Consider the following 16,194-nt stretch of genomic DNA (forward strand, 5'->3'; position numbering starts at 1 on the left):
GACGGCGCAAGTGAGTTCAAATGGCTATCGGCCTCGGAACCAGCGCGCCTTGGGTCCGGGGGCGCAGACTGATGACGCCGGCGGGAGGGCGGCAGGAGCAGGCGATCAAGGCTCCCCGCAAGGGGCGATGGGCAACCAGTACTCCATGCGGGCGTCCGGCTGCCTGGCGTCGAAACCGGGGGGATAGCGCTCCAGCTCGAAGCCATCCAGCCCCCGGTAGGAGGAGCCCGGTAGCCAGTGCTGGATGAACCAGTTGAGACTCTGCCCCAGTTGCTCAATGGGGCCCAGGTGAGTGAGCACCGCATACTCCTGGGCCGGCACCTCGAGGCGCGACAGGCCTGGCGGCGGCGTCCCCTCCCCGGCCACCATCCCGGCCCAGTAGGGCAACCTCGGCCCCGCCCCCGAGACGTCCACCACCCCCAGCCATTCCCTCGACGGGCACAGACCGCCGGCCTCCCGCAGGGCATGCCAGATGGCGGGCACCGTCTGCTGGAAGTCGGGCTCCTTCGCAAAGAGGCCCAGGATCTCCCCCCTGACGCCGTGCAGGGTGAAGCCGGGCTGGCTCTCGATCCGCACCTGCACCAGCCTGGGCGGGGTGGGCAGCGCCGCCGCCCGCACCAGCGGGGTGCGCAACCCCAGCCGCAGGCCGCGCTTGCGATAGGCCAGGGGCGAGCAACCAAACTGCTGCTTGAAGGCGCGGCTGAAGCTCACCTCTGAACCAAAGCCATGGCTGAGCGCCAGATCCAGCACCCGCTGCCGGGTCGAGAGCAGCGCCTCCGCCGCCTGGCTCAGCTTGAGTTCGCGCACATAGTGGGCCACCGTCTGGCCGGTCTCGTGCAGGAACACCCGCTGCAGCTGCCAGCGGGACCAGCAGCTCTGCTCGGCCAGCAGCTCCAGGGAGAGCACCTGATCCAGGTTGGCGTGAATATAGTCCAGCACCCGCTCGATGCGAGTGAGGTGGGCATGTGCCTCGGGCGCCTGGCCTGGGGATGGAAGGGGGGATGTCGGTATCATGATGCGCTCGAGACCACTGCCGGCAGGGGCGCGCTCGCCCGGGAGGCCACATTAAACATGGCCGTCGTGCCGGCGGCAAGCCTTCTCCGGCGACGGCGGGACGAGGCGCCGCTCTCCTCGTCCGCCAACCGCCCTCCTGGTCTGTCACAAAAGTGACGCCTTCTCCTGCCACAGTGGATGCCGACAACATTGTCAATTGCCCGGGCAGTGCAGGGCACTCTTCCCGTCGTGACATGCCAAGGAGAGCAGCATGAAGAAAATCGCCTTGATCACCGGAGCCCGTGGCGGCATCGGCACCGCCATCACCGCCGCCCTGTTGGAGCAGGGCTATCGCATCATCGCCACCCACTCCAGCACCAGCGCGGCGGCGGCGAGGGAGTGGTTCGACACCCAGGGGCACCAGCCGGATCGGGTGCGCCTGCTGGCGCTGGACGTGGCCGACACCGCCATGTGCCGCGAGACCCTGGGCCACCTGCTGCAGGAGGAGGGACGGGTCGACGTGCTGGTCAACAACGCCGGCATCACCCGGGACGGCGCCTTCAAGCGGATGACGCCGGATCAGTGGTTCGAGGTGATCCACACCAACCTGTGCAGCCTCTACAACGTGACCCAGCCACTGTTCGACGCCATGTGCGAGCAGCGCGACGCCCGCATCATCAACATCTCCTCGGTCAACGGCCAGAAGGGGCAATTCGGCCAGGTCAACTACTCGGCCGCCAAGGCGGGCATGCTGGGCTTCACCAAGGCGCTGGCGGCGGAGGGGGCCCGCTTCGGAGTCACGGTCAACGCCATCGCCCCCGGCTATACCGCCACCCCCATGGTGGCGGCGATCCGCACCGATGTGCTCGACAGCATCAAGGCCGACATTCCCATGCGCCGCCTCGCCAAGCCCGAGGAGATCGCCGCCGCCGTGGCCTTCCTCGCGAGCGAAGCGGGGGCCTATATCACGGGGGAGACCCTGGCCATCAACGGCGGGCTCTACATGAAATGAGCGCGGGCAAGGGACGGGGGCGCGCGGGCGATCCCGATCGCCCTTGCTCGCTCCCGCGGCCACTCACTGGGCGCGGCTCTGACCGTGCTCGGCGAAGTGGCTGCGCAGGGCGCTGATCACCCGCCGCACCTTCTCCGGGATCTCCCGCTGGGGCGTGATGGCGTGGATCTCCATGGCGGGCGCCCAAAAGCCGGGCAGCAGTGCCAGCAGGCGGCCCGAGGCGAGATCCTCGGCGATCTCTCCCTCGGGTTGCAACGAGATCCCCTGTCCCGCCAGGGTGAACTGGCGCAGGGGCAGCACGTTGTTGCACAGCACCCTGGGCCTGGGCTTCACCTTGTGGGCCTGCCCTTTCTCATCCAGCAACAGCAACCCTCCCCCCAGCATCTCCGAGGCCAGCCAGTCGTGGGTCAGCAGATCCGCCGGGCTGCGCGGCGTCCCCTTGCGCGCCAGGTAGGCGGGGGCGGCGCACAGCAGCATCCGGGTCTGTCCCAGCCTGCGAGCCACCAGGGTGGAATCTTCGAGCGTGCCGACCCGCAGCGCCACGTCGATGCGATCCTTGATGAGATCCCGCTTCTCGTCGTCGGCGATGATCTGGATGCACAGGCCCGGATGCGCCTGCAGCAGCGGCGAGAGCGCCCGTGCCAGAGGTTGACCCGCCATCCCCACCGGGGCGGTGATCCGCACCTCCCCAAGCAGGCTGTCGCGTACCTCCGAGAGGCGCAGTTCGGTCTGGCTCAGGGTTTGCTGCAGGGACTGGCACCCCTGCCATACCACCTCCCCCGCCTCGGTCAGGCTGAGGCGGCGGGTGGAGCGGTGCAGCAGGGGCAGGCCGAGCATCCCCTCGAGCTGGCCGATATGCTGGCTGACGGCGGACGGGGTCATGCCGAGGGCCTTGGCGGCGCCGGTCATGCTGCCCGCCTCCACCACGGCGGCGAAGATGGCGTAGCGTCTGAGCTGATCCATTATGAAGCCCTGCTTACAAGTGAATGCAATTTTCAGTGGATTATTAAATCATATCCGGGGGCGTAGGATAGCCCCATTCCCACAGCGAAGGAGAGTTTCCCATGAAGATTGCCCTCATCGGTGCCAGCGGCTTTGTCGGTTCCGCCATCCTCCAGGAGGCCGTCAGCCGCGGCCATCAGGTCACCGCCATCGTGCGCGACATCAGCAAGGTCGCAGCCCATCCCCAGGTCCGCGCCGTGGCGGTGGATGCCCAGGACAGCCAGGCCCTGGCCCAAGTGCTCGCGGGTCACGATCGGGTGATCAGTGCCTACAACCCCGGCTGGACAGTGCCGGACATCTACGACCAGTACCTCAAGGGTGCCAGCGCCATCGTGGCGGCGGCCAAGGCGACCAGCAGCTGGTTGCTGGTGGTCGGCGGCGCCGGCAGCCTTGAGATAGCGCCGGGCGTGCAACTGGTGGATACCCCGGAATTTCCGGCCGAGTGGAAGCAAGGGGCGCTCGCGGCCCGCGACGGCCTCAGGGCACTGCGCCGGGAAACCGTCCTCGACTGGCGCTTCGTCTCCCCGCCCGTGTTCCTCGAACCCGGCGAGAAGCGCGGCGACTATCGCCTCGGTGCCGATCGGGTGCTGTTTGACGGTGACAAACCCGCCGGGATCACGGTCGGCGATCTGGCGGACGGCGTACTGAACGAGGCGCAAGCACCGGCTCACCTGCGCCAGCGCTTCACCCTGGGGTATTGAGGAAAGGTGCGCCAGCAACCGTTCCCATGACAGTCACACGGAGGGAGGCGGATGCCTCCCTCCTCCTTTTCTCTCCCGCGTCTATCCCGTCACGCCAATGTCGCTCTCGCCCGGTACGGCAGATCGTCGCCTGAGCCGCCCGATGCTCGCTCCATTCGCCCAAGCCCGAATTTCATTTCGAATTTTGTATATAACTAAGAATATTTTGTTGCTTCCACCTTATAACCTCGAACAGTAGCATCACCCTCAACCCAAACGGCGCCACTCAAGAAGAGTGCGCCCCGGTTTCGCAACACCCCGCACGCCGGGCCACGCGGACCCCATTCACGGAAAGTGAGGAGATGCCCATGACCACCCCATCATTGCCGATCATCGATCTCGCCGCCCTCAAGGGCACCCCGGCTGCACGCAGCCAGATGCTGGCGCAGCTTGGCCAGGCCGCCCGCGAAGTGGGCTTTTTCTATCTGGTGGGCCATGATCTGAGCGAATCGGCGCGCCAGGAGACCCTGGCGCTCGCCGCCCGCTTCTTCGCCCTGCCACTTGAAGAAAAGCTGGCGGTGCAGATGGTCCACTCCCCCCACTTTCGCGGCTACAACCAGGTGGGGGCAGAGCTCACCCGGGCACGGCCGGATCTGCGGGAGCAGTTCGATATCATGAACGAGGCCCAGGCCCTGCCTGTTGCGCACATTCGTGGACCCTGGCAGCGCCTCATCGGCCCCAATCAGTGGCCCGCCGCCCTGCCCGAGATGAAAACACGTCTGCTGGCATGGCAGGATCGACTGAGCGACATCACCCTCACCCTGCTGGACGCCTTCGCAGAGGTGCTGGGGCAGCCCGCCGGCGTATTTGACGAGAGCATTCGCGGTGCCCCCTACCAGCACATGAAGCTCATTCACTACCCCGGACAACCGGAAGGCAGCAGTGGTCAGGGGGTAGGTGCCCACAAGGATCCCGGCTACCTGACCCTGGTGATGCAGGACGATCACTCCGGGCTCGAAGTGGAGACGGCGGATGGCTGGATCCCCGCCCCCCCCTTGCCGGGCGCCCTGGTGGTCAACATCGGCGAGCTGCTGGAGCTCGCGTCCGACGGCTACCTCAAGGCCACCCTGCACCGGGTGGTGAGCCCCCCTCCCGGGGTATCGCGCCTCTCCTGCGCCTTCTTCATGGCGGCAAGGCTGGATGCGACTGTGCCACTGCTTAGCCTCTCCCCCGAGCTGGCGGCGCTGGCCGAAGGGCCCCAGAGCGATCCCGCCAACCCGCTCTTTTATCAGGTGGGGGAGAACGTGCTCAAGGGGAGGCTGCGCTCCCACCCGGATGTGGCGGCCCGCCACTATGCAGGCGAGCCGCAGCGCGAGCCAGCGCTAGCCTGACAACCCGCCACTCGACATGAGAAAAGGGGCGCGACGGCGCCCCGGATAACACAAGCAGTCGGGCAACGACCTGACAATGACGGAGTAAAAAAATGAAATTCAAGACCATGAGCGTGCACAGCGGCCAGCGGATCGATCCCCAGACCGGCGCCCTCACCACCCCGCTCTACCAGAGCAGCACCTTCAGCTACTTCAACGCCCAGGCGGGCAAGGAGCGCTTCGCAGGTCAGGCCCCCGGCTTCATCTACAGCCGCTTTGGCAACCCCACCACCGCCGAACTGGAGCAGAAGCTGGCAGCCCTCGAAGGTGCAGATGAGTCACTGGTGGTGGCGAGCGGCATGGCGGCGGTGAGTGCCATCATGTATGCCCTGGCCGACAGCGGTGATGAAGTGGCCTATATCGGCCCCCTCTACGGCGGCACCGATGCCTTCCTCAAGCAGACCTTCAGCCGCGCCGGCATCAAGATCACCGCCTACGAGAGCGATCAGGCGCTGCTGGCCAACATCCGCCCCGCCACCAAGGTGGTACTGTTCGAAACCCTGACCAATCCCACCCTCAAGGTGGTGGATCCGCGGGTGGTGGTGGAGGCGGCCCGCAAGGTGGGCGCCATCACGGTATGTGACAACACCTTCCTCACCCCCTACCTGCTGCGCCCGCTCGAGCTTGGCATCGACATCGTCATGCACAGCGGCACCAAGTATCTGGGCGGTCACGGCGACATCATCGCCGGGGTGGTGGCGGGTCGTCATGAGCTGATGAAGTCGATTCGCACCGTGGCCCTCAAGCACATCGGCTCTCCCATCGGCCCGCAGGAGGCCTACCTGCTGCAACGGGGGGTCAAGACCCTTCCCCTGCGCATGGATGCCCACCTGCACAACGCCCAGAAGGTGGCCGAGTTCCTGGATGCCCACCCAGCGGTGAAGAAGGTGATCTACCCGGGCCTTGCCAGCCATCCGGGCCACGATGCCCTCGGCGCCTTCGCCAGCGGCTTTGGCGGCATGGTGAGCATCGAGCTGGAAGGCGGGTTTGAGCGCTGCGCCACCCTGCTCGACAACCTGCAACTCTTCGTGCAGGCGGTGAGCCTCGGCGATCTCGAGAGCCTCGCCTGCCATCCGGCCAGCACCACCCACGCAGCCATGGACGAGGCGAGCCGCCTCGCCGCCGGAGTCAATGACGATCTCATTCGATTCAGCATCGGGGTGGAAGACGCCGACGATCTGATTGCCGATCTGGCCGCCGCCCTGGCCCTCCTCTGATATCCAGTGGCGATCCGGGGGAGTGACGCAATAAAAAAAGGGAAGGCAATGCCTTCCCTTTCTCTTTTCTGCCCGTCGCCCTCATCAGGCGTCGTGGTAATCCTGGCAGGCGCTCAGGGTGTTCTCCATCAGGCTGGCGACCGTCATGGGGCCTACTCCCCCCGGTACCGGCGTGATGAAGGCGGCGTGATTACGCGCGGTCTCATACTCCACATCTCCCACCAGGGAGCCGTCCGCAAGGCGGTTGATGCCCACGTCGATCACCAGGGCACCGGGTTTGACCCACTCCCCCGGAATGAAGTTGGGCTTGCCCACCGCCACGACCAGCAAGTCGGCCCGGCGCACCTGGGTCTCCAGATCCTGGGTGAAGCGGTGACAGGTGGTGGTGGTGCAACCGGCCAGCAGCAGCTCCAGCGTCATGGGGCGCCCCACGATGTTGGAAGCCCCGACCACCACCGCATGCAGACCATGGGTCTTGACGCCGGTGGTCTCGATCAGGGTCATGATCCCCTTGGGGGTGCAGGGGCGCAGCGCCGGAATGCGCTGGGCCAGACGGCCCACGTTGTAGGGGTGGAAGCCATCCACGTCCTTGTCGGGGCGAATGCGCTCCAGCACCTGGGTGGTATCGCAATGGGCCGGCAGGGGCAATTGCACCAGGATGCCGTCCACAGCCGGATCCTCGTTGAGCTGGTCGATCAACGCCAGCAACTCTTCCTGGGTCGCATTGGCGCTGAGATCGTAGGAGCGGGAGACGAACCCCACCTCTTCACAGGCACGACGCTTGCTGCCCACATAGACCTGGGAGGCCGGATCCAGCCCCACCAGGATCACCGCCAGACCCGGTGCCCGCTTCCCCTGTGCCAACCGCTGTTGGACTTGCGCGGCGACCTGGTTGCGAATCGTTTGCGCAACCTGTTTTCCATCAATGATTTTGGCAGACATCGTTCTTCACTCATCCTGTGTTCAACTGCGGCGCATTGTCGCATTTTTTTGGCGCGGGTGTTAGCGGCTCTCGCCTGACGGGCAATAAGTAGGCACTTGAATTTACTGGCGGAAAAAGTCGTTGACGCTGACTTTGGCGCTTGGGTATGATGCCCGCCCGTTGCCCAGTGGTGCCGCCGAAGGTATGCTGGAGCACGAATTTTCGGTGATTAGCGCAGCCCGGTAGCGCATCTGGTTTGGGACCAGAGGGTCAAAGGTTCGAATCCTTTATCACCGACCAGGTTCATCGGGAAGTCCTTAGGATTTCTTGATACAACGCGCCCTTAGCTCAGTCGGATAGAGCAACGGCCTTCTAAGCCGTGGGTCGCAGGTTCGAATCCTGCAGGGCGCGCCATTGATGCGACTCCTTGAGAGCGGCATCGAAGGCAGATTTCAGTGGTGGCTGTAGCTCAGTTGGTAGAGTCCCGGATTGTGATTCCGGTTGTCGTGGGTTCGAGCCCCATCAGCCACCCCATCATTCCCCTTTCAGGTTGCCTGCAACCTGATGCCGCAGCCCTCGATGCTGCCCTTTCAGACCGGCCAAGTGCCGGTCTTTTTGTTTTCCGCCCCTGCCCCCCCTTCTCCTGACGTACTCATCGCCTGGCGGCCCGCCAAGAGGAAGTGCCCCCTGCCCTGCCTGTCCCATCGCCGTGAATCCCCTATGTCTTCACTGTCTGCCCAGCACGGCGCACCACCACACGCCGGCCACGTCGCCAGACTCTCGAGGGCCTGCGTCACAAAAATACGCGAGTGCCCCGCCCCAAGGCCGGGAACCCGGCTCGCCATGATGCAGCGCAAACTTGGACCCGGATGGCCGTGATATGGGTAAAAAGATGAACAACCGCCGGACGCAACGACCCGCACGGGGCACCGGCAGATCGCCAAACTCGATGGCCGTGATTCATCTTTTCGTAATCCGCCCCATAAAAACCAACCAATTTATTGAAAAATAAGGAGTAATTGACACCACACCGTCGCGCCATGAGGCATTCCCTGCCATGGCGTTACACCGCACGGTGGAAATGTTTCCATACTAAGTTGTCAGCAATGTAGATGCCCTCCAAGGAGAGACCGAGATGAGTGACGAAAGCAAATGCCCCTTCAACCACACCGCCGGCGTCGGCAGAACCAATCGTGATTGGTGGCCGAACCAGTTGCGGCTGGATCTGCTGCACCAGCATTCCCCCAGCTCCGATCCCATGGGCAAGGACTTCGACTACGCCAAGGCCTTCGCGAGCCTCGACTATCAGGCGCTCAAGAAGGACCTGGTCAAACTGATGACAGATTCCCAGGAGTGGTGGCCGGCGGACTTCGGTCACTACGGTCCCCAGTTCATCCGCATGACCTGGCACGCCGCGGGCACCTATCGCACCACGGATGGTCGCGGCGGCGGCGGCCGGGGCCAGCAGCGTTTCGCCCCCCTCAACAGCTGGCCCGACAACGTCAACATCGACAAGTCGCGCCGCCTGCTCTGGCCCATCAAGCAGAAGTACGGCGACAAGATCTCCTGGGCCGATCTGCTGATCCTCGCCGGCAACGTCGCCCTGGAATCCATGGGGTTCCGCACCTTCGGCTTCGGCGGTGGCAGGCCGGACGTGTGGGAGCCGGATCAGGACGTCAACTGGGGGGATGAGATTGCCTGGCTCGGGGTCGACCCAGATCGGGTCAAGGGCGACCGCGAGCTCAGCCCCCCCTTCGGCGCCACCCACATGGGCCTGATTTACGTCAACCCGGAAGGACCGAATGCCAGCGGCGACTATATGGAGGCGGCCAAAGACATCCGCTCCACCTTCGGCCGCATGGCGATGAATGATGAAGAGACGGTGGCCCTCATCGCAGGCGGTCACACCTTCGGCAAGGCCCATGGCGCCGCGCCGGAATCCCACAAGGGGCCAGAGCCCGAAGGCGCCCCTCTGGAGGCACAGGGCCTCGGCTGGATGAGCGACTACGGCAGCGGGCACGGCAAGGACACCGTCTCCAGCGGGCTCGAAGTGACCTGGACCAAGACCCCGGCGCTGTGGAGCAACAACTTCTTCGAGAACCTGTTCAAGTACGAATGGGAGCTGACCAAGTCGCCGGCCGGTGCCAAGCAGTGGGTCGCAAAAGATGCCCCGGAGATCATTCCCGATGCCCACATCCCGGGCAAGTTCCACAAGCCGACCATGCTGACCACCGACCTGACCCTGCGCTTTGACCCCGAATTCGGCAAGATCTCCCGCCACTTCCACGAAGACCCGCAAGCCTTCGCCGATGCCTTTGCCCGCGCCTGGTTCAAACTGACCCACCGCGACATGGGCCCCATCACGCGCTACCTGGGGCCGGAAGTGCCCAAGGAGGAGCTGATCTGGCAGGACCCCATTCCCGCCGTCAACCACCCCCTGGTCGATGACAAGGACGTGACAACGCTCAAGGAGAAGATCCTGGCAGCCCCCCTCTCCGTGGCCGAGCTGGTCTCCACCGCCTGGGCCTCCGCGTCCACCTTCCGCGGCTCCGACAAGCGTGGCGGCGCCAACGGTGCCCGCATCCGCCTCGCCCCGCAGAAGGATTGGGCGGTCAACCAGCCGGCGCAACTGGCGAAGGTGCTTCAGGCCCTCGAAGGGATCCAGCAGGCCTTCAACGCCTCGGCCACCGGTGGCAAGAAGGTATCCCTGGCCGATCTCATCGTGCTGGCGGGTGGTGTCGGCGTCGAGCAGGCGGCGAAGAAGGCCGGTGTCTCCGTGACCGTACCCTTCACCCCGGGTCGCATGGATGCCTCCCAGGACCAGACGGATGTCGACTCCTTTGCCGTGCTCGAGCCCCTCGCCGACGGGTTCCGCAACTACGGGGGCGAGTGCGCCACCTTCGCGGAGACCATGCTGATCGACAAGGCACAGTTGCTCACCCTGAGTGCCCCCGAGATGACGGTGCTGGTCGGCGGCATGCGGGTGCTCGGCACCAACGTCGGCAACTGCCACGGGGTATTCACCGCGACCCCGGGCACCCTGTCCAACGATTTCTTCGTCAACCTGCTCGACATGGGCACCGAGTGGAAGCCGGCGGCAGACAAGGGCGTCTACGAGGGCATGGATCGCAAGAGCGGCAAGGCCAGGTGGACAGGCACCCGGGTCGATCTGGTGTTCGGCTCGAACTCCCAGTTGCGGGCCCTGGCGGAGGTCTATGCCAGCTCGGGCGCCAAGGAGAAGTTCGTGAAGGACTTCGTGGCGGCCTGGACCAAGGTCATGAATCTGGATCGCTTCGATCTCGTCTGATCCCGGGCGCCGTTCCCAGGCCCGCCAGGAATCGGCGGGCCTGTTTCCCGGGAATGGCGCGAGAAATAACCGGATGACGCAACGCAGACAACAACCCGACCATCAGGTCGGGTTTTTATCGGGTGGGGTATCGTGATGGGCTTGCTCCGGGTATGACGGTCACCTGGGGCCGAGCAAGTGGCTCTTGGGGAGCTGACTTCGGGAGGCGAGCCTTGCCAGAAGCCTTCAGTACGTGTCCTGACTCATATTGAGGTCACTCTTACTCATTCTGATTGCTCTTGCCGTAATTGAGGCTGACACACCACCATCAGACAATATATGCACGGAATATTCAGGAATAATGCCACTCGACGCCCCTTCCATCGCAGCGGTGCCAACGGAAGCCTCACCACCGATGTCGAATGCCCAATGGTCATGTTTTACTTTGTCAATGACATCTTGCGAATACAGCAAGACTAAGACCTTGTAAGACCGAGCCCCCCAACCGGCCCCCAGATCCCATCGCTGAACACGATAAAAAACAGGTTCTTTTTCTGCCTTTACAAACAGCACGCCCTCGCCACGCCCCACGCCAATGGCAGGTACCTTAGTCACCTTCATATTGACGACAAGATAGGCCAACGACTCCTCGAATGATTTATTGAGCTTTTCATCCTGTGCCATCAACTGATGAAGGGTACTGTCCGCCATTTCATTTATACCCTGTCGTTTTATACCCCGTGGTTCATCATCCAAATGACTGCAACCCGTGATAAAAAGGGCCATCGCTATCAACAAACACTGCTTTATTTTCATCCGTCATTCCGCCCCTGATTTTGACATGTTAAAATGGTGACATAAGCAGATGAACTGAAGTGAAACCTGCTCTCACCAACAAGTCCATGGGTTGACACTCGATGGCTCAACACCCCACTCAATAATTATTTAAGGTAAAGCAATACATTCTAATCTTCTGACTTAGTTCTCCGCCCCGGAAGGAAGTTTCTAAAAAACGATCATCCTCCTGACATATGTAAGACCTCACCAAGGAAACACTTAAAAACAATTATATGAACTAACTTGTTATTTCTCTCCACAAGTCGAGCTATCATGAATCGTGGAATGTCAACCTTGTTATAAATAAAACAATCACGTCGAAAAACATATTCCATCACAGAACAAAGCCGCATTATTAATAGCTTGATGCTGTACCAGAACTCCTGATAAAAATGCGACATGGGCGAGCACGGCAAACAGGACGAGTGGACACCTCTCCATTGAGATGCAAGACATGCCAAGGGATTCCTACCGCCATGCCTCCGCCTACCACCGATAGTCCAGCATCATGACCATGCTGGTTCGCTCAGGGCCGACATTGAGCTCTGCCACCACACCATAGTTTCTGGCCAAGTTCCAGTTCAGCCCAACCACCCCAGCCCATTCATTTTCGTTTTCGGAAGAGATGCTGTAAGCAATGTTATAGCCAAAAGGTTCAGACTGCTGAGTAAATCCTTCCACTTTCATATAAGAGAAGCCCACAAAAGGGCTCACTAAACCCAAATTATCGAGGTGGAATGAGCGGCCAACTCGTGGGCTCACCAGCAGTGCCTTACTCTCGGTGCGCTTATCATCGGTTTCCGATCGGGTATAGCTGACCGGCAGAACCGCAAAATACTGGCCGAAGCCGGCGGTAAAATTCGTATTCACCCCATAATTCCAGCCTGAAAAATCAGGTGAAAAATGAATCGTCTCAAGACCTGGCTTGATATGCTTAAACACCGAATCAGGAATGGTGACTTCCAGATCAGAGTCGCCATCAAAACGTCCGGCGTGCACTCCAACCTGCATGAATGGCAAGATCCACGAGCTGAGTTTCAGTTGCCATGTCCGGGTATGGCCTTCTGGATGACCGAAGTCGATCTCATCCAGATTTAGACGGCCAAAATCGATATCCGGACGATCGGGAATGGCCAGCTTCAAATCGGAGAAGCTGAACCCTTGTTGCATATACGTTGGTACAATGGAGAGAGAGAATGGCAGAGGCAGATCAAACCCGAGATCAATCGCACTCTGCGCATAAAAAGGTAACGCATGCTCCCATTTGCGATTCAGTCTCTGTTGGTTTGACGGAGATGACCGAGTGATAGAGGGGCGCACATCGGCTGGAACGGTGGCTTTTCGCGCCGCTTTGCGTAATGCCCTGATCTGCTTCTGGCTATCATTCAGGCCTGTCGCCTCTGATGATGGCTGCTCTGCTGCCGACACCATAGGCGAGGTGACAAGAAATAAAAAAGGCAGAAAATGCACACTTGTCATCCTTATTAACACAGACTGTCCAACAATATTCATACGAAGTAGATTGCCAACATAAAGTATTCTTCACTCGTGATTGCCGTTGAACATTGAATTTATTTTCAGGTCTTTCTTACCACTTTTCCTATTACATATCAGTGTATTCTGTTAACTGGATGATTTTAATGGTGCGACATTTTACTACGATCCTTGTGGGGTAACATGTACAGGACCTTAAGAAAATACGTCATTTAAAATGCCCGCCAACACCCAGCTCCGAATTGACACTCTCAGGTCCACACGGCGAACATTGTTAGCCAGCTGATCGATGGCCGCTCCCGCAGCCCTTATTTCTACCATGATGCCATGCGTGACTTTCATCGGCCCTGAGTCCCTTTCCCCAAAATGGCTCCGGGCCCGGAGCTGGCTCCCTTCAACTGGTTTGGTCATCGAGAAACCGTATCGACCTGGGCAAGGGTACGCCCTTTACCTGGAGCTAAGGGAGGAATGATTCGCCACTACGTGACTCACCCCTTCGGGCGACCTCTGGCCGTTCATCGCGGCAAGCCGTTTTGCTCTAACCCGGCGAGGCGGCTCACCCTCTCTTGTCGGCATCAGGGGATATGCAGGGCCCAGGATGCAAAAATCCGACCCCGAGGTCGGTTCGTTAAACATGGGGCTGGGTTGGAATTGACTCGCGCCCTTCCTTGCGCTCACCCTGCGGGCAGCCTTCGGCTATCCAGGCGGACCATTCTGCCCAGTTGTCGAACCAGGGTTCAAACCGAGCCACTCATCACCGGAAATGCAAAAGGGCCTGTCTTGCGACAGGCCCTTTTACGTTATTTGGTGGTGAGGGAGGGATGATTCGCCACTTCGTGGCTCACCCCTTCGGGGCGGCCTCTGGCCGTTCATCGCGGCAAGCCGCTCTGCTCGAACCCAGGCGAGGGTTTTCACCCTCCCTCGCCTGGGTATCAGGGAATATGATAACCCCAGATGCCAAAAACCGACCCTGAGGTCGGTTTTTTATAATTTGGCGGTGAGGGAGGGATTCGAACCCTCGATACGTTGCCGTATACACACTTTCCAGGCGTGCTCCTTCAGCCACTCGGACACCTCACCAAATTTTTACTTCTTTGAAGTGGCTTTCGGAACATGCTACGCGTGCTTTCTTGCCGACTTCGTCGGTGGGCAGCCACTCGGACAGCTCACCAAATTTTGGTCTGTGGTTTAACGTGTTCAGCCAACACGGGTCACTGCGCCATCGCGCCGGAACGGGGCGTAATTTAGGGGAAAGGCCCGCTGGCGTCAACGGCTTTTTGACCGCGGCGAACCGTTCGCGCATTTAACGCACAGCGCCATCCCCGGGATCAGTGCACGGACTCCGGTGCCACCTGGATTTCCGGCAGGTTCAGGAAGCCCAGGCGCTCGCACTCGGAGACCACTTCGTGGGTCGCGGAGGTGGTGCTTTCCACAAACAGCAGGAACTGCTCCACGCTGAGCCCCGCCCTGGTGAAGACGGTATGGCCGACGATGAGACGCGGCAAGTTGTCGTCGATGATGTCGAGGAACACCTTGAGGGACGGGTATTGCATGTTGAGACGGCCCAGCTCGGCCACGAGCGACAGCAACGCCGAGGGGCGCACTTCCAGCTCGGATGAGAACAGCAGCCCTTCCTCTTCGACGAAGATCCGGCTCTCCTGGATGCCCTCGACGGACTGCAGGGAGACCATGTGGATGCCGTGGCACTGATCGCACACATAGTGCTCGATCCGGGCCTGCTGCAACCAACGCATTATCATTTCAGAGCTGGGGATATTCATCATTTCCACGACACAATAAGGATCAAGGGGCGCAGTCTAAACCAATTTTCAGGCAACCAAAAGTAGAGGGGCCGGATCGGCCGTCGTCCCGCTTCTTTTTGACTATCCCAATGCCTATACTCAGCCATTCTCGTAGCGCACCCGCCTCCAACCAAAGAGCCCGATGACCATCCAAGAAAAGTATCGCCTGCACCTGAAATCCCTCTCGGATGAACTGCTCGCCCTGCAAAAACCCATCCGCATCCTGGATGCCATCAAGTGGCCCCGCCACCTGCAAGCCGACTTTCTCGCCAGGGGGGGGCAGGCGCTGCCCGCCATCGATGCCGACTTCTATCGCACCCTCCCCCTCGGCTTCGAGCCGCGCAACAAGTATCTGGAGCTCAAGGAGCTGAGGGACAGGATCCGCAGGCGGCTCGGCCCCCAGGACGATCTGGGCCGGATCCTGCAAGAGACGGTGGATCAGTACATGGTGGTGATCGAGATGCTGCGCCAGCGCGGGCAGCCGGACTTTCAGCGTTACAGCCAGCGACTCTACGGCTCGGCGAGCGATCACCTGCGCGGTGATCGCAAGACTCTCAAGGAACTGGGCGCTAGGCTGTGCGACATCTTCTCCCTGCCGGGGGCCCGCCATCTGGTGCGCCCCTACCCCAAGGAGTTCGAGGGGGACGCGGCGGTGGCCAGGCTGCAGGGCAAGCTGTCGAACTATTTCAGCGACGGCACCGTGCAGGTCAAGCTGAGCGATGGCATCGTCTCCGATGCCGCCGCCGGGGGGGATTACATCAAGCTGAGCTCCCACGCCCGCTTCTCTGAGCTCGACCTGCAGGTGCTGGAGGTGCACGAGGGCTGGGTCCACGTGGGCACCACCCTGAACGGTCGGCAGCAATCCTATGCCACCTGGCTCGGGGCAGGCTCGCCGCGCATCACCGCCTGTCAGGAGGGGTTGGCCGTGCTTATCGAGACCCTCACCTTCAGCTCCTTTCCGGACAGGGCCAAGCGCATCTCGGATCGGGTCATGGCCATCGACATGGCGGAGCGCGGCGCCGACTTCGTCGAGGTGTTTCGCCACTTCGTCGAGAAAGGCACCAGCGAGCACGACGCCTACAAGATCACCCAGCGGGTGTTTCGCGGCGGCATGGTGGCGGGGGGCGCCTGCTTTACCAAGGATCTCTCCTATGTGAAGGGCTATGTGGAGACCGTCAACTTCATCCGCAGCACCGTGCTGGAGGGAGTCCCCGAGATCCTGCCCATGCTGTTCGTCGGCAAGGTGACCCTGGACGACATCCCGGTGCTCTACCAGCACTATCTGGAGGGGCTCATCGATGCACCGCGCTACCTGCCCCCCATGTTTCGCGATCTCACCGGTCTCTACGTCTGGTTCGGCTTCGCCTCCGGCATGTCGCTCGTCGACATAGGACGGGTGCAGCAACACTTCCGCCAGCTGTTCCACCGCCTGCCGGTGGCCGATCCCATCATCGCCCCCGTCGACATCGAGATCGACTGAGCCCCGGGCAAACAAAAGGGCGCCGGATGGGCGCCCTTT

12 protein-coding genes, 4 tRNA genes and 1 other RNA gene are annotated in these 16,194 nt (G+C 61.6%); 9 read left to right on the forward strand and 8 right to left on the reverse strand.

Annotated elements, in window-relative coordinates:
• Positions 1-105: 105 nt before the first annotated feature.
• On the reverse strand, positions 106-1,014 hold the full coding sequence (locus R2B70_RS11125) for an AraC family transcriptional regulator (protein ID WP_318161486.1): 909 nt from the start codon (positions 1,012-1,014) through the stop codon (positions 106-108).
• A gap of 250 nt (positions 1,015-1,264) precedes the next feature.
• Here R2B70_RS11125 and R2B70_RS11130 point away from each other — a divergent pair, with 250 nt between their 5' ends.
• Positions 1,265-2,005, forward strand: a complete 741-nt coding sequence (locus R2B70_RS11130) for an SDR family oxidoreductase (RefSeq protein ID WP_042076487.1) — start codon at positions 1,265-1,267, stop codon at positions 2,003-2,005.
• 63 nt (positions 2,006-2,068) lie between these two features.
• Here R2B70_RS11130 and R2B70_RS11135 read toward each other — a convergent pair whose 3' ends face one another.
• Positions 2,069-2,968 (reverse strand): LysR family transcriptional regulator, encoded by a 900-nt coding sequence (locus tag R2B70_RS11135; protein ID WP_318161487.1) that lies wholly within the window; start codon positions 2,966-2,968, stop codon positions 2,069-2,071.
• Positions 2,969-3,069: 101 nt separating this feature from the next.
• Here R2B70_RS11135 and R2B70_RS11140 point away from each other — a divergent pair, with 101 nt between their 5' ends.
• The 3 genes from R2B70_RS11140 (at position 3,070) to R2B70_RS11150 (ending at position 6,334) form a co-directional block, all read left to right on the forward strand.
• Positions 3,070-3,708, forward strand: a complete 639-nt coding sequence (locus R2B70_RS11140) for an NAD(P)-dependent oxidoreductase (RefSeq protein ID WP_318161488.1) — start codon at positions 3,070-3,072, stop codon at positions 3,706-3,708.
• Between the two features lie 347 nt (positions 3,709-4,055).
• The gene (locus tag R2B70_RS11145) at positions 4,056-5,078 is read left to right on the forward strand and encodes an isopenicillin N synthase family dioxygenase (RefSeq protein ID WP_318161489.1); all 1,023 of its coding nucleotides are present in this window, start codon (positions 4,056-4,058) and stop codon (positions 5,076-5,078) included.
• Between the two features lie 92 nt (positions 5,079-5,170).
• Positions 5,171-6,334 carry a trans-sulfuration enzyme family protein gene (locus tag R2B70_RS11150; RefSeq protein WP_270821997.1) on the forward strand — a complete coding sequence of 388 codons (1,164 nt, stop codon included), beginning with the start codon at positions 5,171-5,173 and terminating at the stop codon, positions 6,332-6,334.
• An 84-nt stretch (positions 6,335-6,418) separates the two neighbouring features.
• Here the strand turns inward: R2B70_RS11150 and folD are convergent, their stop codons facing one another.
• Positions 6,419-7,276, reverse strand: coding sequence for a bifunctional methylenetetrahydrofolate dehydrogenase/methenyltetrahydrofolate cyclohydrolase FolD (gene folD, locus R2B70_RS11155; RefSeq protein WP_318161490.1), 858 nt, complete (start codon positions 7,274-7,276; stop codon positions 6,419-6,421).
• A gap of 203 nt (positions 7,277-7,479) precedes the next feature.
• Here folD and R2B70_RS11160 point away from each other — a divergent pair.
• From R2B70_RS11160 to katG, 4 genes are all read left to right on the forward strand, one after another.
• A tRNA-Pro gene (locus R2B70_RS11160) sits at positions 7,480-7,556 on the forward strand.
• Between the two features lie 37 nt (positions 7,557-7,593).
• Positions 7,594-7,670: transfer RNA gene (locus R2B70_RS11165), tRNA-Arg, on the forward strand.
• Positions 7,671-7,714: 44 nt separating this feature from the next.
• Positions 7,715-7,790, forward strand: a tRNA-His gene (locus tag R2B70_RS11170).
• Positions 7,791-8,391: 601 nt separating this feature from the next.
• Entirely contained in the window at positions 8,392-10,563 is a 2,172-nt protein-coding gene (katG, locus tag R2B70_RS11175; RefSeq protein WP_318161491.1) for a catalase/peroxidase HPI, read from the forward strand.
• Between the two features lie 225 nt (positions 10,564-10,788).
• On the opposite strand, the gene R2B70_RS11180 is transcribed toward katG, so the two are convergent.
• From R2B70_RS11180 to R2B70_RS11200, 5 genes are all read right to left on the reverse strand, one after another.
• Positions 10,789-11,358 (reverse strand): hypothetical protein, encoded by a 570-nt coding sequence (locus R2B70_RS11180; protein WP_318161492.1) that lies wholly within the window; start codon positions 11,356-11,358, stop codon positions 10,789-10,791.
• Between the two features lie 507 nt (positions 11,359-11,865).
• On the reverse strand, positions 11,866-12,849 hold the full coding sequence (locus R2B70_RS11185) for an autotransporter outer membrane beta-barrel domain-containing protein (protein WP_318161493.1): 984 nt from the start codon (positions 12,847-12,849) through the stop codon (positions 11,866-11,868).
• An 829-nt stretch (positions 12,850-13,678) separates the two neighbouring features.
• Positions 13,679-13,808: non-coding RNA, RtT sRNA (locus R2B70_RS11190), on the reverse strand.
• A 57-nt stretch (positions 13,809-13,865) separates the two neighbouring features.
• Positions 13,866-13,953: transfer RNA gene (locus R2B70_RS11195), tRNA-Ser, on the reverse strand.
• 248 nt (positions 13,954-14,201) lie between these two features.
• The gene (locus R2B70_RS11200; RefSeq protein ID WP_209428955.1) at positions 14,202-14,657 is read right to left on the reverse strand and encodes a YbjN domain-containing protein; all 456 of its coding nucleotides are present in this window, start codon (positions 14,655-14,657) and stop codon (positions 14,202-14,204) included.
• 160 nt (positions 14,658-14,817) lie between these two features.
• On the opposite strand from R2B70_RS11200, the gene R2B70_RS11205 reads away from it, so the two are divergent.
• The gene (locus tag R2B70_RS11205) at positions 14,818-16,155 is read left to right on the forward strand and encodes a flavohemoglobin expression-modulating QEGLA motif protein (protein ID WP_318161494.1); all 1,338 of its coding nucleotides are present in this window, start codon (positions 14,818-14,820) and stop codon (positions 16,153-16,155) included.
• The last annotated feature ends 39 nt before the right edge of the window (positions 16,156-16,194 follow it).

It is taken from the genome of Aeromonas sp. XH, assembly GCF_033348475.1.
GTDB lineage: Bacteria > Pseudomonadota > Gammaproteobacteria > Enterobacterales > Aeromonadaceae > Aeromonas > Aeromonas sanarellii.

What these genes read in the sequence shown, in the direction of transcription:
- R2B70_RS11150 (WP_270821997.1), top strand. Translation starts at nt 5,171, where the DNA reads ATGAAATTCAAGACCATGAGCGTGCACAGCGGCCAGCGGATCGATCCC.
- R2B70_RS11135 (WP_318161487.1), bottom strand. Translation starts at nt 2,968, where the DNA reads ATGGATCAGCTCAGACGCTACGCCATCTTCGCCGCCGTGGTGGAGGCG.
- R2B70_RS11200 (WP_209428955.1), bottom strand. Translation starts at nt 14,657, where the DNA reads ATGATGAATATCCCCAGCTCTGAAATGATAATGCGTTGGTTGCAGCAG.
- R2B70_RS11130 (WP_042076487.1), top strand. Translation starts at nt 1,265, where the DNA reads ATGAAGAAAATCGCCTTGATCACCGGAGCCCGTGGCGGCATCGGCACC.
- folD (WP_318161490.1), bottom strand. Translation starts at nt 7,276, where the DNA reads ATGTCTGCCAAAATCATTGATGGAAAACAGGTTGCGCAAACGATTCGC.
- R2B70_RS11205 (WP_318161494.1), top strand. Translation starts at nt 14,818, where the DNA reads ATGACCATCCAAGAAAAGTATCGCCTGCACCTGAAATCCCTCTCGGAT.
- katG (WP_318161491.1), top strand. Translation starts at nt 8,392, where the DNA reads ATGAGTGACGAAAGCAAATGCCCCTTCAACCACACCGCCGGCGTCGGC.
- R2B70_RS11125 (WP_318161486.1), bottom strand. Translation starts at nt 1,014, where the DNA reads ATGATACCGACATCCCCCCTTCCATCCCCAGGCCAGGCGCCCGAGGCA.
- R2B70_RS11145 (WP_318161489.1), top strand. Translation starts at nt 4,056, where the DNA reads ATGACCACCCCATCATTGCCGATCATCGATCTCGCCGCCCTCAAGGGC.
- R2B70_RS11140 (WP_318161488.1), top strand. Translation starts at nt 3,070, where the DNA reads ATGAAGATTGCCCTCATCGGTGCCAGCGGCTTTGTCGGTTCCGCCATC.
- R2B70_RS11180 (WP_318161492.1), bottom strand. Translation starts at nt 11,358, where the DNA reads ATGAAAATAAAGCAGTGTTTGTTGATAGCGATGGCCCTTTTTATCACG.